21 protein-coding genes and 1 pseudogene are annotated in these 19,226 nt (G+C 39.2%); 15 read left to right on the top strand and 7 right to left on the bottom strand.

Annotation, left to right across the window (positions count from 1 at the left end):
• The first annotated feature begins 335 nt into the window (after positions 1-335).
• Entirely contained in the window at positions 336-608 is a 273-nt protein-coding gene (locus NSS70_RS13695; protein WP_094246179.1) for an acylphosphatase, read from the top strand.
• An 85-nt stretch (positions 609-693) separates the two neighbouring features.
• Here the strand turns inward: NSS70_RS13695 and zwf are convergent, their stop codons facing one another.
• A complete protein-coding gene (zwf, locus tag NSS70_RS13690) occupies positions 694-2,169 on the bottom strand; it encodes a glucose-6-phosphate dehydrogenase (protein ID WP_339193021.1) in 1,476 nt (491 codons plus the stop codon).
• 177 nt (positions 2,170-2,346) lie between these two features.
• Between zwf and rnz the strand changes: the two genes are divergently transcribed.
• On the top strand, positions 2,347-3,276 hold the full coding sequence (gene rnz / locus NSS70_RS13685) for a ribonuclease Z (protein ID WP_130157788.1): 930 nt from the start codon (positions 2,347-2,349) through the stop codon (positions 3,274-3,276).
• 263 nt (positions 3,277-3,539) lie between these two features.
• Here the strand turns inward: rnz and namA are convergent, their stop codons facing one another.
• Entirely contained in the window at positions 3,540-4,565 is a 1,026-nt protein-coding gene (gene namA / locus NSS70_RS13680; protein WP_130157790.1) for an NADPH dehydrogenase NamA, read from the bottom strand.
• A 129-nt stretch (positions 4,566-4,694) separates the two neighbouring features.
• Positions 4,695-5,531: a pyrroline-5-carboxylate reductase gene (gene proC / locus NSS70_RS13675; RefSeq protein ID WP_094246174.1), complete on the bottom strand. Its 837-nt coding sequence runs from the start codon at positions 5,529-5,531 to the stop codon at positions 4,695-4,697.
• 325 nt (positions 5,532-5,856) lie between these two features.
• Here proC and NSS70_RS13670 point away from each other — a divergent pair, with 325 nt between their 5' ends.
• The 4 genes from NSS70_RS13670 to NSS70_RS13655 all read left to right on the top strand — a co-directional run bounded on the left by NSS70_RS13670 (position 5,857) and on the right by NSS70_RS13655 (position 9,584).
• Positions 5,857-6,825 (top strand): MBL fold metallo-hydrolase, encoded by a 969-nt coding sequence (locus NSS70_RS13670; protein ID WP_339193020.1) that lies wholly within the window; start codon positions 5,857-5,859, stop codon positions 6,823-6,825.
• Positions 6,826-7,620 carry an SDR family NAD(P)-dependent oxidoreductase gene (locus NSS70_RS13665; protein WP_094246172.1) on the top strand — a complete coding sequence of 265 codons (795 nt, stop codon included), beginning with the start codon at positions 6,826-6,828 and terminating at the stop codon, positions 7,618-7,620. It begins immediately after the preceding gene.
• 339 nt (positions 7,621-7,959) lie between these two features.
• Positions 7,960-9,216, top strand: a complete 1,257-nt coding sequence (locus NSS70_RS13660; RefSeq protein WP_063388352.1) for a Y-family DNA polymerase — start codon at positions 7,960-7,962, stop codon at positions 9,214-9,216.
• A gap of 38 nt (positions 9,217-9,254) precedes the next feature.
• Entirely contained in the window at positions 9,255-9,584 is a 330-nt protein-coding gene (locus tag NSS70_RS13655) for a YolD-like family protein (protein ID WP_339193019.1), read from the top strand.
• A gap of 495 nt (positions 9,585-10,079) precedes the next feature.
• Here NSS70_RS13655 and NSS70_RS13650 read toward each other — a convergent pair whose 3' ends face one another.
• Positions 10,080-10,451: an iron chaperone gene (locus NSS70_RS13650; RefSeq protein ID WP_130157796.1), complete on the bottom strand. Its 372-nt coding sequence runs from the start codon at positions 10,449-10,451 to the stop codon at positions 10,080-10,082.
• A 400-nt stretch (positions 10,452-10,851) separates the two neighbouring features.
• On the opposite strand from NSS70_RS13650, the pseudogene NSS70_RS13645 reads away from it, so the two are divergent.
• From NSS70_RS13645 to NSS70_RS13630, 4 genes and pseudogenes are all read left to right on the top strand, one after another.
• Positions 10,852-11,632: pseudogene (locus NSS70_RS13645) on the top strand (class I SAM-dependent methyltransferase).
• A gap of 209 nt (positions 11,633-11,841) precedes the next feature.
• Positions 11,842-12,165, top strand: a complete 324-nt coding sequence (locus NSS70_RS13640; RefSeq protein WP_066247658.1) for an iron-sulfur cluster biosynthesis family protein — start codon at positions 11,842-11,844, stop codon at positions 12,163-12,165.
• Positions 12,166-12,175: 10 nt separating this feature from the next.
• Positions 12,176-12,418: a DUF2552 family protein gene (locus NSS70_RS13635; protein ID WP_063388346.1), complete on the top strand. Its 243-nt coding sequence runs from the start codon at positions 12,176-12,178 to the stop codon at positions 12,416-12,418.
• Positions 12,419-12,454: 36 nt separating this feature from the next.
• The gene (locus NSS70_RS13630; RefSeq protein WP_130157802.1) at positions 12,455-12,664 is read left to right on the top strand and encodes a DUF3886 domain-containing protein; all 210 of its coding nucleotides are present in this window, start codon (positions 12,455-12,457) and stop codon (positions 12,662-12,664) included.
• 358 nt (positions 12,665-13,022) lie between these two features.
• Here the strand turns inward: NSS70_RS13630 and cyoE are convergent, their stop codons facing one another.
• A complete protein-coding gene (cyoE, locus tag NSS70_RS13625) occupies positions 13,023-13,940 on the bottom strand; it encodes a heme o synthase (protein WP_339210031.1) in 918 nt (305 codons plus the stop codon).
• 170 nt (positions 13,941-14,110) lie between these two features.
• Between cyoE and NSS70_RS13620 the strand changes: the two genes are divergently transcribed.
• Positions 14,111-14,716 carry a TetR/AcrR family transcriptional regulator gene (locus tag NSS70_RS13620; protein ID WP_066247661.1) on the top strand — a complete coding sequence of 202 codons (606 nt, stop codon included), beginning with the start codon at positions 14,111-14,113 and terminating at the stop codon, positions 14,714-14,716.
• 263 nt (positions 14,717-14,979) lie between these two features.
• Here NSS70_RS13620 and NSS70_RS13615 read toward each other — a convergent pair whose 3' ends face one another.
• Both NSS70_RS13615 and mciZ read right to left on the bottom strand, forming a co-directional pair.
• Positions 14,980-15,900 carry an aldo/keto reductase gene (locus NSS70_RS13615; RefSeq protein WP_339210030.1) on the bottom strand — a complete coding sequence of 307 codons (921 nt, stop codon included), beginning with the start codon at positions 15,898-15,900 and terminating at the stop codon, positions 14,980-14,982.
• 5 nt (positions 15,901-15,905) lie between these two features.
• Positions 15,906-16,085, bottom strand: coding sequence for a Z-ring formation inhibitor MciZ (gene mciZ, locus NSS70_RS13610; protein ID WP_161939821.1), 180 nt, complete (start codon positions 16,083-16,085; stop codon positions 15,906-15,908).
• Between the two features lie 78 nt (positions 16,086-16,163).
• On the opposite strand from mciZ, the gene NSS70_RS13605 reads away from it, so the two are divergent.
• The 4 genes from NSS70_RS13605 to fur all read left to right on the top strand — a co-directional run bounded on the left by NSS70_RS13605 (position 16,164) and on the right by fur (position 19,195).
• Positions 16,164-16,718: an NUDIX hydrolase gene (locus tag NSS70_RS13605; protein ID WP_063388341.1), complete on the top strand. Its 555-nt coding sequence runs from the start codon at positions 16,164-16,166 to the stop codon at positions 16,716-16,718.
• Positions 16,715-17,884, top strand: a complete 1,170-nt coding sequence (locus tag NSS70_RS13600) for a TIGR00375 family protein (RefSeq protein WP_066247665.1) — start codon at positions 16,715-16,717, stop codon at positions 17,882-17,884. The genes NSS70_RS13605 and NSS70_RS13600 overlap by 4 nt, the downstream gene beginning before the upstream one ends.
• A gap of 96 nt (positions 17,885-17,980) precedes the next feature.
• Positions 17,981-18,619, top strand: a complete 639-nt coding sequence (spoIIM, locus tag NSS70_RS13595; RefSeq protein WP_066247667.1) for a stage II sporulation protein M — start codon at positions 17,981-17,983, stop codon at positions 18,617-18,619.
• 111 nt (positions 18,620-18,730) lie between these two features.
• Entirely contained in the window at positions 18,731-19,195 is a 465-nt protein-coding gene (gene fur / locus NSS70_RS13590; protein WP_063388338.1) for a ferric iron uptake transcriptional regulator, read from the top strand.
• The last annotated feature ends 31 nt before the right edge of the window (positions 19,196-19,226 follow it).

The raw sequence follows: 19,226 nt of genomic DNA, 5'->3' as shown, positions 1-19,226 counted from the left end.
TATATTGATTTTCTATCTTTTTAACTTGCAAAATTCTTTGGTCAAGTCCAAATTATTGTGTAAATTCCCCCCTATGAACTTTACCTTCTATAATTTGGATGGGGATGCTTAATAAGTCGTTTTTCGGCTTATAGACGCCCTTTTAATGTTTTAGAAATGTTGATAGATTGATATTTTTCAATGAGGATTTGATTTTTTAGACAGCCTCTATTGGATATATTTTTTAACTATCACTTTTTTGATTAATTCTTTCACAAACCGTTTCGTTTATATCTAAATTCGGTAAAAAATAAATTAAGATAGAAATGAAGAATATTTATGAAAGGAGTGAAAAAATGAAGCAATACCATATCATTGTTTCAGGACGTGTGCAAGGAGTGGGGTTTCGATATTTTACGCAATCAAAAGCGGTCGAGCACCAAATTTCCGGTTGGGTTCGAAACAAGATGGACGGAACGGTTGAAATCGTTGCAGAAGGAGAGGAGCAAAATTTACAGAACTTTCTTGCCTCTATTCAAAAAGGTAGTCCTTTTTCAAAAGTTGAAAATATACAATTAACGGAACATGATGAAGTGGAAGGCTTTCAAAAGTTTGATATTCGTTATTAATCATTAAAGCATCAATATGATAAAACACCCCTATTTGTACAAGGGGTGTTTTAATAAGGCAACACTTTTAAATTGAAAAATGTCATTAGATCGGCCACCAATGGAAGCCGTCTTTGGCAAGAAGTTCATCCGCTTCTTTAGGACCCATCGAGCCTGCCTCATAGTTAGGGAAGGCCGCTTTTTTACGGGACCATGCATTTGAAATCGGATCAACATATGCCCATGATAAGGCGACTTCATCCCAGTGGGTAAAATTCGTGGCATCGCCTTGCATGCAATCATATAGCAATCTTTCATATGCCTCCGGAGTGTTCATGCCGTCGATGCCGTTATTGTTGTAAGAAAGCTTAATTGGTGTAGCCTCTGAGCTTACTCCCGCTTTTTTGGCATTGAGATGAAGCGTAATCCCTTCATCAGGCTGGATATGGATGACAAGCAAGTTTGGAACGCGGTCGCTTTCCTTTTTAAAGTAAAGGTTCATTGGAATATCTTTAAATTCGACAACAATTTTTGTTGATTTTTCTTTCATCCGCTTTCCTGTGCGAATGTAAAAAGGAACGCCTGCCCAACGGTAATTGTCAATCAAAATCTTTCCGGCCACAAACGTTTCTGTATTGGAATCGGGATCTACATTTGCTTCTTCTCGGTAGCCGATAACCTCTTTTCCATTAATTATTCCCTTTGTATATTGGCCTCTTACAAAATAGCTGTCGACTTCATTTTCCTGAATTGGCCGTAAAGCACGAAGCACTTTAATTTTTTCGGAACGAATTTCGTCAGTCGTTAATTTAATTGGCGGTTCCATCGCAAGCAAGGCCACCATCTGCAGCATATGGTTTTGCACCATATCTCTGAGCGCACCGGATGTTTCATAATAGTTGCCCCGGTCTTCCACGCCGAGTGATTCGCTTGAAGTAATTTGAATATTGGAAATAAAACGGTTATTCCATAAATGTTCAAAAAGCGCATTGGCAAATCGAATGACTTCAATATTTTGCACCATTTCTTTTCCTAAATAGTGGTCGATTCGGTAAATTTGCTCTTCATCGAATGCGGTGCGGATTTCATCGTTTAATTTTTGGGCGGAAGCTAGGTCATGGCCGAACGGCTTTTCAATGACAAGTCTTGTCCATCCGTTTGTATCTTTTAAACCGTGCTCTTTTAAATTGTTAGCGATGATTCCGAAAAATTCAGGCGCCATCGCCAAGTAAAAGACTCGGTTCCCTTCCGTTTGATATTTTTCATCCAAGTCGGAAAGTAAGCTTTTTAAGCTGTGATACGAAGACTGGTTCGATACATCAAACGGATGATAATAAAAATGCGAAGTAAAGGATGTTAGATCGCTGTTGACGGAAACTGCATTTTCAACGGAATCTTTAACATTTTCTCTGAACGTTTCGTTCGTCCATGGTCTTCTTGCCACGCCAACGACCGCGAATTCTTCGCTGATCTTACCGCTTTGATATAAACGGTAAATGGATGGGAATAATTTCCGTTTTGCTAAATCTCCTGTTGCTCCGAATATAATGATGATTGCTTTTGGTAACTGGATTGTATTCACTGAACGTACCTCACTTTATCGTTTTGCTATAAATTTTGCTAAAAATATGTACCCGTTCAAATATTTAATTTTAAAGGTAAACGTACTGTAACGCAAATAATATTTGCTGATTTTTCTGCTAAATATTGAATGAATGTATTATAATAACAGATAAAAAGACATTTGGAGGAGCGAACGTTGAATCTTTATTTTTTAGGAACAGGTGCTGGTCTGCCGGCCAAACATCGAAATGTGTCTTCCATTGCGCTTGAATTGCTTGAAGAACGCGGTTCTATTTGGCTGTTTGATTGCGGCGAGGCGACACAGCACCGGATTTTATATACGAACATCAAACCGGCAAAAATTGAAAAAATTTTTATTACGCATTTGCATGGTGATCATATATACGGACTTCCCGGTTTGTTAGGAACAAGATCCTTTCATGGCGCCGAGAGCCCGCTCGTAATTTACGGTCCTCCCGGCATTAAAGAATTTGTGGAACAAACTTTGAAGTTAAGCTTTACTCATCTTAAATATCCGCTTATTACAAAAGAAATATTTGACGATGAAACCGTTTTTGAGGATGATCAATTCATCGTTAAGGTAAAGAAATTGGAGCACGGTATCCCTTCATTCGGTTATCGGATTATAGAGAAGGATCTGCCCGGAACACTTTTAGCGGATCGATTAAAAGAAATTGGAGTAAAACCTGGACCTATATACAAAAAATTAAAAAATGGCGAAACAGTCCAACTTGCTGATGGAAGAGTTTTGAATGGAAAAGATTTTTTAGGTCCTGTCAAAAAAGGACGGATTGTTTCGATTTTGGGTGATACAAGATATTGCAAGCAAAGCGTCGAATTATCAAAGGATGCGGATGTTTTAGTGCATGAGGCGACATTTGCAAAGGATGAAGAGCTTTTGGCCTACAATTATTTTCATTCGACAACAGTTCAAGCAGCGCAAATTGCTTTAGAGGCAAACGCAAAAACGTTATGGCTGACGCATATTAGCTCGCGATATCAAGGCGAAGAGGATTGTCAAATGCTTCTTGCTGAAGCAAGGGCTGTATTTCCAGAAGCAAGCCTTGCCCATGATTTTTTATGTGTCCCAATTCCTAAAAAGTAGAAAATGGTATGGGGATGCCAAAAATGAAACTTTCGCCGCCTTTTTTACATAGAATAAAAGAATCGTCTACAGGCATATTTAGTCCTATAATCGGGCAAAAAAATCGTCGACATGATTCTTGCAGAATCTCTGAACTTTCAAAATTTTTTCGGTTGCGGCAATGAAAGAATTATATGTTGATTCAACACTCACAGTATGCTTTGGAAAATGCAATATGCAAACAAAAGCTGCCTCAAAAGGCTTTTTTGAGACAGCTTCTTCTTTTATACGCGCCATCCGCGTTCATATTGTGTCGGCGATTCAATTTTTGCGTTTAGTTCATTAGCTGCATGGTAAGGCCAATATGGATTTCTCAATAATTCGCGGGCGACAAAAATAAGATCCGCCCGGTTGTTTTTTAAAATCTCTTCCGCCTGCAAAGGTGAAGTAATTAAGCCGACTGCCCCTGTTTTGATGTTTGCTTCCTGTCTGATTTTTTCGCTAAATGGCACTTGGTACCCGGGATAAACATCTATATTTGCCGGGACAAGCCCTCCTGAGCTGACATCAATCAAATCGACACCATCCTCTTTCAGCCATTTAGCAATTTGTACGTAATCATTTATCGTCGATCCGCCTTCAACATAGTCACTGGCGGAAACACGAACAAACAACGGGCCTTCCCACACTTTCCTTACGGCTTGGATAACCTCTTTTAAAAACCGGTAGCGGTTCTCTAAGCTTCCTCCGTACTCATCATTGCGCTTGTTTGATAGCGGAGATAAAAATTCGTTAATGAGATAACCGTGGGCAGCATGGATTTCGATGATATCAAAGCCTGCGTCCTTAGCTCGTTTTGCTCCTAATTGAAATTTTTCAACCGTTTCTTTTATTTGTTCTTTTGTCAGTTCTTTCGGTGTACGGCTGTTTTGATCAAAAGGAATTGAAGATGGGGCGAATATGTCTCCGCTCACATTTGACTTTCTTCCTGCATGAGCAAGCTGGATACCTGTTTTCGCTCCGTATGATTTGATTTGCTGCACAAGTTCAGCCAATTTTATAATATGGTCATCTTCCCATATACCGAGGTCCAATTCAGAAATTCTGCCTTCCGGCGTAACAGCTGTTGCTTCAAGAATGATGAGGCCCACCTGTCCCACCGCTCTTGAAATGTAATGTGTGAAATGAAAATCTTCAAGAAATCCTTTTTTATTTGCGGCTGAGTACATGCACATCGGCGACATGACAATTCGATTTTTCAATGTGACATCTTTAATCGTAAATGGAGAAAATAATAATCGGTCTTTCATCTTTTATTCGCCTCCCTAAATATTTCCTTTGAAATTTTAGCAATTATGATTATTTTTGTCATATGATCTGCTTGGTAAATATAAAAAAGGGGTTCAGTATTGCTCGCTGAACCCGAATCCGATTTCAGATTATTGTTCGTTCACCAGTTTTTCCTCCAAAGCGCTGTTTAATTCTTTTGACCGTTCGACTGCCCGTTTCACACAGCTTATAATAGCTTCATCTACGTGATGATCGTTTAAGACGCTTAAGCCGGCTTCAGTTGTGCCGCCTGGGCTCATTATTTCTTTTCTTAGAGTAGACGGCTCTTTGTCAGACGTTTTTAACATTAATGCTGCCCCATAAAGTGTTTGAACAATGAGGGAGCGCGCCATGGACTTTTCTAACCCGATTTCTTCTGCTGCTTTTTCCATTGCTTCTACTATGTAATAAATATAGGCTGGTCCGCTTCCTGCCAGTCCTGTGACGGCATCGAGCTTGTCTTCTTCAACAATTTCAACTGTTCCGATCAATTGAAACAGTTCAACAGCTGCTGACAGGTCACCATCCGTTGCATATTGTCCTTGTGCCAAGGCGGTTGCTGATTGTCTGATGGTAGCGGACGTATTCGGCATTGCTCGAATGACGGGAATACGTTTGTTGAATAATGTTTCAATTGCTTTCGTTGAAACGCCTGCGAGCATGGAAATAACAAGATGGTTTTCTGTTGCGTATTCGCGGACTGTTTTTACTGCCTCGTCAACGTCCTTCGGCTTCATCGCGAAAAAAATCGTTTTTGTGTTGTCAAACAAATGCTTTTTATCTTTTGTCATCGTGACGCCGTATGTTTTTTGCAGCTCCTCGAGCCGCTTTTCATTGGAACGGTTTGTCACAACGATCTCTTCTCTCCGGCACTTGTTCCCGTTGATCAATCCGGATATAATAGCTTCCGCCATAGATCCGGCTCCGATAAATCCAAACTTGTACATAAAAAGAGACTCCTTCCTGATTGTTTTATATGTTTCTTTTGAACTTCTTCCCTATAAACTTAGTTTAAAAGAGAAGAGATTCAGTTGGAAAGGTAGCGAGAAAACGTTTTACTATTCATCTGTTAAGCAACAGAAGCGCATGCTTTGGATAGGCTTGTATGATGAAATGTTTCCCTGCCTTAAATTCTAAAAGCGTTGTAGAATTAATTTTTTATCAGTTCCTACGGCTTGTCAAGTATACTTATGAATTATTTGAATAAAATGACAAATTGATTTATCATGTGTAAAATAAGTTATATTAAAAAATTAAAGGCGGTTTGCAAAAATGTTCAGCAAAGATGCAATTTATAAAATAACGATCCCTATACCTTATCCGATTAAAGATGTGAACGTGTATGTTGTAAAAGGGGACGCATTGACATTAGTGGATGCAGGGATGAAAACGGAGGAAGCGTGGAGAGTTTTTGAACATAAGCTGAAGGAAATAGGGCTTGTGCCTGAGGATATTGAGCAAGTCATTCTTACCCACCATCATCCTGACCATATCGGTTTGCTCGATTTTTTTGATGGCGATCTTCGTGTTTTGGGCCATCGTTTGCTTGCTCCTTGGCTTTCTCATGATGTGCGTTTTTTTGATCGGCAAAAGGAATTTTTTTTAGAATTGTTGAAGCAGTTTGCCGTCCCAGAGTCGTTTAAGTCACACTTAGATCATCTTGATCTTTCCTTATATCCACGCAATCATCCGCTGACCTCCTCCATTCAAGAAGGAGATGAAATAGACGGGATGCCTGGGTTTACAGTCATTGAGACTCCTGGACATGCCCAAAGCCATATCGTTTTGTACAATGAGGAAGACTGCCGAATGATCGGCGGCGATCATTTGCTGAAAACCATTTCCTCCAATCCTGTTCTTGAAATGCCGTATGAAGGAAAAGAGCGTCCAAAACCTCAGCTGCAATATAATGAATCTTTGAAAAAGCTTTTGCATATTCCGATTTCTGTTGTCTTTCCGGGTCATAAAGATGAATTTTTCGATCCTCACCTGTTGATTCGGAACCGTTTAGACAAACAGCATGAACGCGCGCTCACCGTATTAAAGCATTTAGAAAAACAGGAAATGACGGTGTTTGCTCTTTGCAAGCTTCTTTTTCCGTCTGCTTATCAACAAGAGCTTTTATTTGCTATATCAGAAACTGTTGCTCAGCTTGATTATTTAGAACAATATGGAAAAATTAACAAAAGAATAGAAAATGGCGTTTTACTTTTTTCCGCGCAACGAAGAGGTGACAAATAAATGAATTCGCGGCTTAAAGATCGATTGGTAGTTATTACGGGGGCATCGAGCGGGATCGGGGAAAAAATCGCAAGGATCGTTGCAGAAAGCGGTGGACATTTAGTTTTGCTGGCTAGGAGGAAGGATCGTCTCAAGAAACTTTCGGATGAGCTTCAAGCCTCTCACTCTATTTCTTGTACATATTACGAACTGGATGTCAGTGACCTTGACGCAGTTTCCGAAGTATTTACGGACATCACAGAGAATTTTGACCGAGTGGATGTTTTAGTCAATAATGCTGGTTTTGGTATTTTTCGAAATGCAGAGGAAGCAACATTCGAAGAGATGCAGCAAATGTTTAAAGTAAATGTGTTCGGATTAATTGCTGCGACAAAGCTGGTTCTTCCGAAGATGCTGGCCCAACGGGAAGGGCATATTATTAATGTCGCCTCTCAGGCTGGCAAAATAGCTACTCCGAAATCAAGCATCTATTCTGCTACAAAACATGCTGTTTTAGGCTTTACGAACAGCTTGCGGATGGAAGTGGCGGACCGCGGGATTTTTGTAACATCTGTCAATCCGGGTCCAATTGAAACGGATTTTTTCAATCTTGCCGATACGTCAGGGGATTATGTGAAAAACGTCCAACGCTGGATGCTTAATCCGGAAGCTGTTGCACAAAAAATCGTGAGCGTGATGCTGACAAATAAACGGGAAATTAATATGCCTGTTTGGATGGAGCTTGGCGGGCTTGTTTATCGTCTTATGCCCTCCCTATTTGAAAAAGTTGCCGGAAATTTGTTTCGGCAAAAATGACCGGGAGCATGATGCAGGAAATGAACAGAAAGCTGAAGGCGGACTTTTCGCTAAAATCTCCGCTCTCACTTCTGAAAAGGCGCGTCAAGCGTCTTTTTATTTTGACAAAAAATTCAGCTCTTTCACCGATTTGTCTCCAACTTAAATCTTCTAAAAAACGCGGCTGTATTTTGAATAAGCTTTCCAAGCTTAATATCTGTTTTTCGATGCCGTACTTCGTTGTTATGCTTCTTTTGTACCGCGAAAAATGGCGCAAATTCCCATTGAAATCGAACGTATATTCCCATACAATAAAAATAAAATAAAACCGAACATACATTCTCATGAGGGGATGATGGAATGAATTATGAATCGTTTCCAAACCGGCATATATTATGCATCGATATGAAAAGCTTTTATGCGAGCTGTGCGGCGGTCATACTTGGGCTTGATCCTTTAACAGCCCACATTGCTATCGTTGGGGACAAAGAGCGGACAGGAAGCATTGTATTGGCCGCTTCACCAAAACTGAAGGAAGATTTCGGAATTCAAACCGGATCCCGCTTATTTCAAATTCCAAACGACCCCCGCATCCGCCTCATCACTCCGAAAATGGCGACGTATTTACGGATTTCTGCTGAAATTACTCGGCTGCTGAACCGCTATGTTCCGAAAGAAAACATCCATGTTTACAGCGTAGATGAATGTTTTATTACTGCGGATGGAACAGAAAGACTTTGGGGGGATGCGCATAGTCTGGCCGAAAAAATTGTGGAAGATTTACGAAATGAATTTTCTCTCCCATGCGCGGTTGGGATCGGTCCAAACATATTGATGGCGAAGCTTTGTCTAGATTTGGAGGCGAAAAAGAAAGGTATAGCGGAATGGACGTATGATGATGTCAAAACGAAGCTGTGGAGCATCAAGCCGTTGCGTAAGATGTGGGGGATTGGGGCAAGACTTGAAAAAACGTTAAATCGAATGGGAATTTTTACAGTCGGTCAGCTCGCAAATTATCCGTTAGAGCTCCTTGAAAAGAAGTTCGGCGTCATGGGGAATCAGCTTTATTACCACGCATGGGGAATAGATCTTTCCGACATAGGCTCTCCGATTATGCTGGGGCAAATCAGTTTTGGAAAAAATCAAATATTGCTTCGCGACTATCCGGACCCCGAAGAGGTGAAATGCGTCATCTTAGAAATGTGCGAGGAAGTGGCAAAAAGAGCGAGGGAACACCGGATGGCGGGGAGAACAATCAGCCTTGGAATCGGCTACAGCCAAAAGGAAGGCGGAGGAGGATTTTACCGTTCAAAAACGATGGATGTCTCAACAAATATTACGATGGATCTTTATCGAGCCTGCCTTTTGCTGTTTGATCGTTTTTATGAGGGGAAGACAGTCAGAAAAATTTCCATCTCTCTTTCCAACGTGGAAAAAGACAGCGGCATGCAGCTTGATTTGTTTAGGCCGAACCGCATAAAAGAGCATCGTTTAGGATATGTAATGGATGCGATTCGGAACAAGCACGGCTCCAATGCACTGCTGCGCGCTGTTTCGTATACGAAGGCAGGAACGAGTCTTCACCGCAACAAGCTGATCGGCGGGCATTATGCGTAACGAATATGAAGAAAAGAAAGCAAAGGATGGGATAAACAATGATTCAGGATCGTGGAAGCATAAAATGGACAGCTATGATGCTGCCCGAGCATGTGAAATTACTAAGGGAATACAATGAAAGTTTAGATAAAGTCGAAAAACCGGTTTTAGATGAACAAAAATATGAAGAATTTAATGAAGTTATCTGTGAGGCTATGGAAGAGGACATTACTCTACAATTCACCTATTATCAAAAAGGTGAAATAAAGAAGCTTGTCGGCAATATTCATTATATCGATCAGCTAAAAAGAGAATTACGAATTGTTGATTACTTGACTAAAAAACATGTTTTAAAATTAGGAGATATTATTGAAATTGAGCAATACTAAGAAAACAGCATTAGAAATACAAATTTAATAGGGGTAGCGTAAGGTCAGGAAAATGCAGATTTACAACGCTTAGAAAATGACGATAATTAACAGCCCAATTTCTAAAAATTTGAGAAATTGGGCTTTTTGCTACTCTACCATCGGCGTCCTATAATGGAATAACTAAAACATGATCTCAATCTTAAAATCAATTAATTTTTCTTTCACTAAAAAAGCACCCGTTAGTGAATAAGTGACATTCACGGTTAACTAAAAACAATTAAGTTTCACTCTGCCACTATAGGGTCATTTTCTGGAATAAGTAAGAGAATTATTTTCTTAGCTCCTGTAATAATTTACACTTATTAAAAAAGGACGCACCCCAAACTTTGACATTAGCTGTGTCAGGGCGTCCACAACAAGAGTGTTGGGGCATGAAGAAAAAGCGTTTTTGTAGCTATCAACTTCTTAAAGCCTCTCAGAAGCCCTCACAGGCTTTCTAAGGGCTATCCTATTCTATTTCCGCCAAAAAGTTGAACAGTCTGCTTTATCCTGAATATTAAATTCAATCATTTTCTCCAGCAACTCGTAATTTACCGGCTCATTCCACGGAATTCGAAACAAGCCTTTGGTAGCGCTGTAGCCAGCTTGGGCGATTTCATCGGCAAAATGCATCATTGTCTTTTCTTCAGGTGAAACGCTCAAATGATGCTTCGCTGTGGAAAAGCCGATGATAAATGTGCCGTGATCGGTAAACATTGGCGTATTCCACTTGATTTGCGGTTTCAAATTTGGAAATTTATTAGCAACCCACGCCAAAATTTCCTCTGTTCGGTCGCGGTGGTCGGGGTTATCGATACCTGCTAAATATTTTGCAAAAACTTCCATGTTATTTCCTCCTAAAATAAAAATCGTTCAGAGAAGTTCCTCAAACCCATTCGTCGTTAAAACTCCTCACAGAACCGCTCAGACAAGTTCTTAAACAACACCTATTTCCACTATATATTTTACAACCTGAATAGTCAAAATGGCTTAAAATGCAAATTAGTTTGAAATTTTCCATCCGAATGTAGAGTTAAAAAAGGTTCGATCATTTAAAGCAAATTATAATAAAGATTGATAAAACCATGATATTGTGAAACAATTTACTTAAACGAAAGGAAAGGGTACAGCACCAAATTAAATGAATATTAGTTTAATTTATGCTGTATCTTTTCGCTAGTCAACTACACGAGCCGTAGCAATTCAATGACCGAATTGCTACGGTAATCAGTTTAATGATTTAAGGATGGCTGATAACTTGAAAACAAATGCTAGGTATCAAACTTGGATTCGAATGAATAAACTACTAATTTTTTTGCTTTTTTCACTTTTATTCATTTTGTTGACATTCTTACCTATTAATTTATATCTGCGAGTTTTGTCAGGTATTATAGCGTTACCATTAATTTATATTACATTTATCCTTTCTTATTCTTATTACCAATTCGCAGCATTTGGGGGAAATTATCAGTCAAAAATACATGACTTAATTGTTGCCAAGGTGAATTGGGATGGGCAAGGAAAAATACTGGATATAGGAAGGCAGCGGTTCACTGATTATAAAACTTGCAAAGGCTTTTCCTGAGTCCCTATTAACTGGAATTGATTATTGGGGCGACGATTGGGAATATTCGAAAGATCAATGCCAACGAAACGCTGAAATTGAAGGGGTTTCTGATCGAATAAATTTTCTGAAAGCAAGTGCCACAAAACTGCCTTTTAAAAATGATGAATTCGATATAATTGTAAGTTGTCTAACATTTCATGAAGTTAAAGATGAAAGAAATAAAACAGAAGTAATGAAAGAGGCATTAAGAGTGTTAAAACCTGGTGGTGGATTTGTCTTTTTAGATTTGTTTATGGATGAAAAAATATTTGGGGATGAAAAAGAACTCTTAAATTCCTTAAAGAAACATGGTGTATCTGAATTGAAAAGCTACAAACTCGCTAAAGTAATGAAACTGCCAAAGCTTTTATTGAACAAAAAAGTATTAGGGAATGCAATGATATTGATTGGAAGAAAATAGACGTGTCATCATTTGCTTGTGAAAATAACGCTGATTTCTCACAAATAAAAACAACAGCTTTATTCAACTAACCCGGCTAATAGTTTGTCCATATTTCTCTATAAATGTTTAAAAAACGTTAATCGGTTATGTTCATTCTGCTTCAATAAGCGGAGAGAGCTAAAATATGATAGAATGGAGGCAAAATTAAAAAAGGATGATTTTAGCCTATGAACATTTCGTTTACAAACGCAGCGAAAGCAAAGCTTAAAGAGATATTGGAAATGAACGAAAACCGCTATATAAAGCTGAAATATGATACAGATGGCTGCGGCTGTGTCATGAGCGGTGTTACTGTTCTTTGGCTTGTGAAAGATCTTGATGAGGATGATATGAAAATTGATACAAATTTTGTCCCGGTGTACGTGGAGCGATCAAAGCTTGTTTTTTTAGATGATGAATTGCAAATCGATTATCACGGGCAAAAACAAATATTCATGCTCAAAAGTCCAATGCAAATTTACAATCCAAGAATGAGCTGCATTGTGAAATGAGGGAACAAAATTGAAGGAACGTCTAGCTTCTTTAAAGAACATTGCTTTAAATAAAACATGGGTGTCCTTTCTCCATGACAATCATCCGTACACCCTTCTGCATTGGTCTGTAGGAGGAATGGGATATGAAAAAAAGGATGTGTGGCTGATTCAAGATGAAATGACGTTTGAAGCGGAAGAGTTTGCCACGATCGATGAAGCAATTGCATGGATGGAAAAAAACATGCAGAATATTCACGATGTATTAGGATAAAAAAGAGCATGCATTGGTCAAAGGAAGGGAAAAAACATGAAAGATGCATGGAATCTCAAAGATCAGATCGGCGAAGAAAAAGCGAAAAAGCTTATAGATATGAAAAAACAAATTGAAGAAGAAAAGGAGAAATTAAAAAAACTGGAATTGGAGCGTAAAAGAAAAGAGGAACAAAAGCGGGAAAAACAGAAAAGCTTTGCTGAATTGCTCGCAGAAAGCGACTTGAAATGGGAAGATTTTAAATAAAAAGCTGGAAAGGAGGCTGTCCAAAAAGTCAGGGTTCACTGACTTTTTGGAGCCCCTTCATTTTAGGGACTTATCGGATAGACCATTTTTCCTGTCTTGTTTATATCCTCCAGAAGTCTTATGAAGGACTTTTCTTCATTAGGTTCTTCAAAAGTTGTATGACGGACATTCAGCATATACAATTGCTTCTTGTTGGACTTCATTGCCTCTATGAAGGACATTTACAAATTTTATTAGATTATTTTTGTCCTTCACAGTAGTATTTTTCCCCGATCCTTCATTTTAGGAACTCATCGGACAGCCCCTTAATTCCCAACATTTATTATGCCGCCATGAATTTGTTTAGAAACACTTTCTTTTATAAATGAAAAAGAATTCCCACAAGAGAATAGATAATGACAGTTGAAAATAAGATTGTCATATGAAACAGAGAATAAAGAAACATTGATTTTGCCCATTTCTCTGAATCCATTTTTTTATAGCCGAAAATGCTTAACATAAGCCACAGAACGCTTAAAAGAAGGGCTACTAGCATAAGACCAAGGCTTAAAGGCCCAAAAAGAAAGCTTGCTGCAATTAAAATAATTAAATAAATATTCGTTTGTATATATGTTCTTTTAACACCTTTGACAACTGGGAGCATAGGAACCTTCGCAGCCTTATACTCATCGTGCTTGCGAATAGCTATAGCATAAAAATGAGGCATTTGCCAAATAATTGAAATCACAAACAAACCAAGAATGGCTGGATGTGTCACGTCCGGATGAGCAGCAGCCCATCCGATGAGAGGGGGCATTGCTCCAGAAATACTGCCAATTTCCGTATTATAAATTGTTCTTCTCTTGCTCCACATCGTATATGGGACAACATAAAAAAACAAACCTAGAAACCCTAGGAATGCTGCTAGAGGAGTTGTTAATGCAAGAGCTGCAATTCCTAAAATAGACATACAGATTCCAAGCCATAATACTGTTTTAGGCTTTATTGCTCCTGTCACAGTCGGTCTGTTTTTCGTCCTTTCCATGATAGAATCTATATCTCGGTCATATAAGTTGTTAAAAGCTCCAGCTGCACCCATTACGAAAATCGATCCAATCAAAGCAAATAACATTTCCGGCAATTTCTCAAACAGGCTGATCTGATACGTATACAATGCCAATGTCAATCCAGCCAACATCGGAACGAGATTTGATTGAATAATTCCAATTTTACAAGTTTCAGCCAAAATTTGGGGCAAAGTTGGTTTCTGTGTTGTAAGGCTTTCTTCTTTTCGCATTCTTCCCCTCTTCCTTTTTCACTCATGATCTATAAATCTAGGAGGACATTGTTGATAGTTGCGTCCAGCATAATGAGAAATTATAATTTGTATACTGATTAGAATTTATATACTATCTGGTATGTTAATGCTATATGGTATGATTGTCAAGAGAGAGGGAGGATAGCAAATTGGTCAGACGAAGATTAACCCAAGAGGAGCGAAAAAAAGAAACGCGGCAATTACTTTTAGAGTCAGCTGTTGAAATCTTTGCTCGATTCGGCTTTCACGGCGCTTCTGTTGATAAAATTGCAGAACATGCCGGATTTAGCAAAGGGGCGGTATATGCCCATTTTCGTTCCAAAGAAGAGCTCTTTTTAGCTATTTTGGAGCAACAAATGCAATTGCATGTGGACAACATTCTTCAAGTCATAGACGGACAGCATTCGCTTTCACATTTTATCGAAACGATGGATGAATATTTCCTGTCAGTTAGGCAGAAAAATCGAACGTGGAGCATGCTTAACATGGAATTTTTTCTTTATGCGATGCGTGAAGAATCGGTACGCCGAAAATGGTCTGACATGATAACGGAAGCGGTACAACAAATTTCCAAGGCGATTGAAAAATTGAAGTCGAAAGAGAATAACGATTCTGCTCTATCTGCGGATGAAATAGCATGGACTATTCTTTCGTTAGAAAACGGTTTAGCGATATTTTATTATATTAGCGAAGACCGTGTGCCTCTTCATTTATATGGAAAAGCACTGCAAAATTTGCTTCGATCCCCTCATTAGAAAATATTCAAGCTTAAACGGATTTCAAAATATATTAGTCCAAAATTTTTCAAGATAGGAATGGACGGCGCTGTTCAATGAACCGATACATATAGTTGTAAATCCGGTTTATGTGCTATGAACAATCGTTTAGCCATTGAGATTGCAACATGATCATGCGAATCCCATCCGTTTCGGCAGGAACATCAACTGGATAGCTAAATTGAATTTTCAACAGTCATGTGAATCCGAAAATAAATAAGCGGGGATCGTCCCCGCCTGTTTTAATCGCGATGGATTGTATAAAGAGACTGTTTTGTTGCGTTTATAAGCGCTTCGTACTCTTCTTCCAGCAGATCTTTTGCTTTCGCTGCTTGGACATTTTCAAGCAGCTGCTCTTGCTTGCTCGCTCCGGCAATGCAGGAGGCTACAACACGCTGATGAAGAACATATTTTATGGCTGTTTCCGTCCGAGTGCGATCCGGGCATGTTGAATCGATGCTGTGCAAAGCTTCTTTTAATTCATCGAACGTGTAGTCTAAATATCCATTGTTCTTGACGCGCTCAGAGGCTTTTTCGAGCGGGCGCTCTGTCAAGAGGCCTTGAGCCAACGGCCCTCTGGCAATAACAGAAACGTTATGCTCCTGAATCAAAGGAAACCATTCTTCTGGGCGCCGGTCAAGAAGGCTGTATTGCATCATGATTGAAACGATATTGGAGCGTTTCAACCATTCTTTCATAACGTTCGGCCGAATCGAAGAAATGCCGTAGTAGCGGATGACGCCTTCCTGCTTTAACTCTTCGAACGCTTCAATCGTTTCATCGATCGGGTCGTCGATTGTTCCTCCGTGAAGCTGATATAAGTCGATATAATCTGTACCCAGCCGTCTGAGGCTTTCTTTCACTTCTTCCTTTATGTATTTCTTGGATGGATCCCACCACCATCCGTCTTTGCCAACTTCAAACCGGTTTCCTACTTTTGTTGCTAAAATGATATCGTTTCGACGCGATTTAAGAGCCCTTCCGACAAATTCTTCATTCAGGCCTTGATCATAAAGATCTGCTGTATCAAAAAAATTAATCCCCAATTCAAGAGCTTGGTCAATCAGCGAACGCGCATGCTTTTCGTCGCGGCCAAGCGACATGCATCCAAGACCGATTTCGCTCACATACAGCTCGGATGTTCCTAATCTGCGCTTTTTCAAAAAGATCACCTCTCTTTTTCTCTTCTAATTTGAAAGTAGTATAAACTTTTTGAAAAAGCAAATGTTTCATATTCATGATGAAGCCATTCATAGACTGTTTTATATCGTTTTGCGGCTTCCTTTAAGCTGTAAGAAATTTCCTTCGGCTTTCCGATCATCACGACCCGGTTATAATTCCGATACATGAGCAATCGCTCCGCCTCCTTTTTAATTATGGTAGAATGTATGAAGAATGATTGGATAATAGAACAGGAGTTGAATATATGAACCGTTTAAACGAGGAAACGATTGCGAAGGAAAAAATTTTTTCAGGGAAGATTATTGATGTATATGTGGAAGATGTCCGTCTCCCAAACGGGGAAAATGCGAAACGTGAAGTCGTGAAGCATCCGGGTGCAGTTGCCGTGATCCCTATTACAAATGAAGGGAAAATTGTCATGGTGAGACAATATCGCAAAGCTTTAGAACGCCAGCTTGTGGAAATTCCTGCCGGCAAGCTTGAAAAAGGGGAGTCACCTGAAATCACAGCAAGAAGAGAGTTGGAAGAAGAAACGGGCTATGGATGTGAATCATTAAAACATGTCATTTCGTTTTATACTTCACCGGGCTTTGCTGATGAACTCGTTCATCTTTATTTAGCTGAAGGATTGATAAAGCTGGAAAATAAAGCGAGTTTGGATGAAGACGAGTTTGTCGAGGTGCTGGAAGTAACCCTTGAGGAAGCGAGAAAATTGATAGAAGAAAAAGAAATTTACGATGCAAAAACAGCTTATGCAGTTCAATATTTAACATTAAAACAATTGAGTGAGGAGATATGAACGCTTTTTTCGCAGATTTGCACATTCATATCGGCAGAACAAATACAGGAAAACCGGTAAAGATTACGGGGGCCAAGTCGCTGACGCTTGAAAATATTTTTATTGAAGCAGTTGAGAGCAAAGGTATGGATATAATTGGCATCATTGATTGCCATGTTCCCGAAGTAATCAAGGAAATTGAAGATGGCATCAGAAGAGGAAAGTATGAGGAATTAATGGAAGGGGGAGTCCGCTATCAAAATTCGACACTTATTTTAGGTACGGAGCTTGAAATATTTGATGAACATTGCAATGGGCCGATTCATGTTCTATGCTTTATGCCGACTTTAGAAAAGATGAAGGAATTTTCCCATTGGCTCAGCTCCCATTTAAAAAATATTCATTTAAGCTCTCAACGGGTATATGTTGAAGGGAAAAGACTTCAGCATAAAGTGAAGAGCTTGGGCGGATTGTTCATTCCGGCGCATATTTTTACTCCTTTTAAAAGCTTGTACGGAAAAGGGGTTCAGCGAAGCTTGACAGAAGTTTTTGATCAAACACTCATCGATGCGGTCGAGCTCGGTTTGAGCAGCGATACTAACATGGCAAGCCGTATTCGTGAACTAGCTTCCTATCCATTTTTAACGAACTCAGACGCCCATTCATTGCCAAAAATCGGGCGGGAATATCAGAAGTTGTTGTTAAAAGCGCCGACGTTTCAGGAATTGGTGATGGCGATCAAAAAAGAAAACGACAGAAAAATTGAGGCGAATTACGGATTAAACCCGAAACTTGGAAAGTATTACGAAACGTTTTGTGAAGCGTGCCAAAAAACAGTAGGCTTGACAGATGAGGGATGCTGTCAAATATGCGGAGGAGTAAAAATTACAAAAGGTGTAAAACAGCGGGTTGAAGAACTGGGGGATAAAACAAATCATGTGGAGAAAAGGCCCCCTTATATTCATCAAGTCCCGCTAGCTTTTCTGCCTGGCATTGGCCCTAAAACATTAAAAAAATTAAAGCATTATTTTGGAACGGAAATGAATATTTTACACAAAGTTCCGTACGCCGATCTTGTCGAAGTGGTTCCGGAAAAAATCGCCGCTTCCATCATCTCGGCAAGAGAAGGCACCCTTTATGTGCAATCAGGGGGAGGAGGAAAATACGGAAAAGTGGAAGGTGCGTAAATTTTCGCGCCTTTTCTTTTTTTCTAGTAAAAATACGAATATGTACCATCCGTTCTCTCATACAATCTAGTAAAGAAAGACAGGAGAGGATAGGATATGCAGAATATTCAGCGTTTTTTACTAAAACAATTGAAAGATCAATCAACCGTCTATTTATTTGTGCTTATATTGTTCATAATGGGAGTAATTTTTGGCGCAATCATCGTAAACAGCATGAGCATTACGCAAAAAGAAGATCTGTATTATTATTTAAACCTGTTTTTTGGACAAGTATCGGACGGAAAACTTGCCAGCTCGTTTGAAATGTTCAAGCAAAGTTTTTTCCACAATACAAAATATGTAGGGCTTATGTGGCTTCTAGGCATTTCGATCATTGGTCTGCCGATTATTTTTATCATGTTATTTTTAAAAGGAATGGTCGTTGGATTTACAGTCGGATTTTTAGTAAATCAAATGAAATGGGGCGGATTTTTGCTGTCATTCGTTTCCGTTTTGCCGCAAAATTTGCTGCTGATACCTGTGTTTCTTATTATGAGCGCATCGGCAATTTCTTTTTCCTTCAAGCTCATTAGACAGCTTTTTGTAAAAAAGTTCCACGATCAGCCGTTTCGAATGTTTGCAGGCTATGCAGTCACATTTTCTTGCTTGATCGCCGTTATATTGCTCGCTGCAATGTTAGAAGCATATGTTTCCCCGATCCTGATGAGAGGGACGATCGATTTTATTTATAAATAATAATTATTATTTAATATAAATTTTATTTTTTAATTTAAAATTATTTCAGTTGGACACTTTCTTTTATTTTGTTATAATATATGAGGAATGCGGCGAGGGAGGGAAAGTGTCATGGAAAACCGCATAGAGCGTATAAAAAAGCAGTTGCATTCTTCAAGCTATAAATTAACCCCGCAAAGGGAAGCAACCGTTCGTGTTTTGCTTGAACATGAAGAGGATCATTTAAGTGCCGAAGATGTTTACCTCCTCGTTAAGGAAAAATCGCCTGAGATCGGGCTCGCAACAGTGTACAGAACGCTGGAATTGTTAACTGAGCTGAAAATTGTTGATAAAATAAACTTTGGAGACGGGGTTTCCAGATATGATTTGCGCAGGGAAGGAGCCGCTCATTTTCACCATCATCTCGTATGTATGGAATGCGGTTCCGTTGATGAGATTCAGGAAGATTTATTAGAAGATGTTGAAAAAATTGTCGAACGAGATTGGAAGTTTAAAATTAAAGATCATCGTCTAACTTTTCACGGCATATGCCACCGCTGTCAGGAAAAAGAAAAAGAAGATAACAAGAAAGAATAAAGCCTTTTCCGCGAGGGGAAAGGTTTTTTTA

This window comes from Aeribacillus sp. FSL K6-2848 (genome assembly GCF_038004325.1).
Taxonomy (GTDB): domain Bacteria; phylum Bacillota; class Bacilli; order Bacillales; family Aeribacillaceae; genus Aeribacillus; species Aeribacillus composti.
Note: the sequence above shows the minus strand (reverse complement) of the source record. Positions and strands in the feature narration are given on the sequence as shown.

What these genes read in the sequence shown, in the direction of transcription:
- spoIIM (WP_066247667.1), top strand. Translation starts at nt 17,981, where the DNA reads ATGCAGAATATTCAGCGTTTTTTACTAAAACAATTGAAAGATCAATCA.
- NSS70_RS13605 (WP_063388341.1), top strand. Translation starts at nt 16,164, where the DNA reads ATGAACCGTTTAAACGAGGAAACGATTGCGAAGGAAAAAATTTTTTCA.
- NSS70_RS13640 (WP_066247658.1), top strand. Translation starts at nt 11,842, where the DNA reads ATGAACATTTCGTTTACAAACGCAGCGAAAGCAAAGCTTAAAGAGATA.
- NSS70_RS13630 (WP_130157802.1), top strand. Translation starts at nt 12,455, where the DNA reads ATGAAAGATGCATGGAATCTCAAAGATCAGATCGGCGAAGAAAAAGCG.
- NSS70_RS13670 (WP_339193020.1), top strand. Translation starts at nt 5,857, where the DNA reads ATGTTCAGCAAAGATGCAATTTATAAAATAACGATCCCTATACCTTAT.
- NSS70_RS13660 (WP_063388352.1), top strand. Translation starts at nt 7,960, where the DNA reads ATGAATTATGAATCGTTTCCAAACCGGCATATATTATGCATCGATATG.
- NSS70_RS13665 (WP_094246172.1), top strand. Translation starts at nt 6,826, where the DNA reads ATGAATTCGCGGCTTAAAGATCGATTGGTAGTTATTACGGGGGCATCG.
- NSS70_RS13655 (WP_339193019.1), top strand. Translation starts at nt 9,255, where the DNA reads ATGATTCAGGATCGTGGAAGCATAAAATGGACAGCTATGATGCTGCCC.
- fur (WP_063388338.1), top strand. Translation starts at nt 18,731, where the DNA reads ATGGAAAACCGCATAGAGCGTATAAAAAAGCAGTTGCATTCTTCAAGC.
- NSS70_RS13650 (WP_130157796.1), bottom strand. Translation starts at nt 10,451, where the DNA reads ATGGAAGTTTTTGCAAAATATTTAGCAGGTATCGATAACCCCGACCAC.
- NSS70_RS13695 (WP_094246179.1), top strand. Translation starts at nt 336, where the DNA reads ATGAAGCAATACCATATCATTGTTTCAGGACGTGTGCAAGGAGTGGGG.
- mciZ (WP_161939821.1), bottom strand. Translation starts at nt 16,085, where the DNA reads ATGTATCGGAATTATAACCGGGTCGTGATGATCGGAAAGCCGAAGGAA.
- proC (WP_094246174.1), bottom strand. Translation starts at nt 5,531, where the DNA reads ATGTACAAGTTTGGATTTATCGGAGCCGGATCTATGGCGGAAGCTATT.
- NSS70_RS13600 (WP_066247665.1), top strand. Translation starts at nt 16,715, where the DNA reads ATGAACGCTTTTTTCGCAGATTTGCACATTCATATCGGCAGAACAAAT.
- namA (WP_130157790.1), bottom strand. Translation starts at nt 4,565, where the DNA reads ATGAAAGACCGATTATTATTTTCTCCATTTACGATTAAAGATGTCACA.
- cyoE (WP_339210031.1), bottom strand. Translation starts at nt 13,940, where the DNA reads ATGCGAAAAGAAGAAAGCCTTACAACACAGAAACCAACTTTGCCCCAA.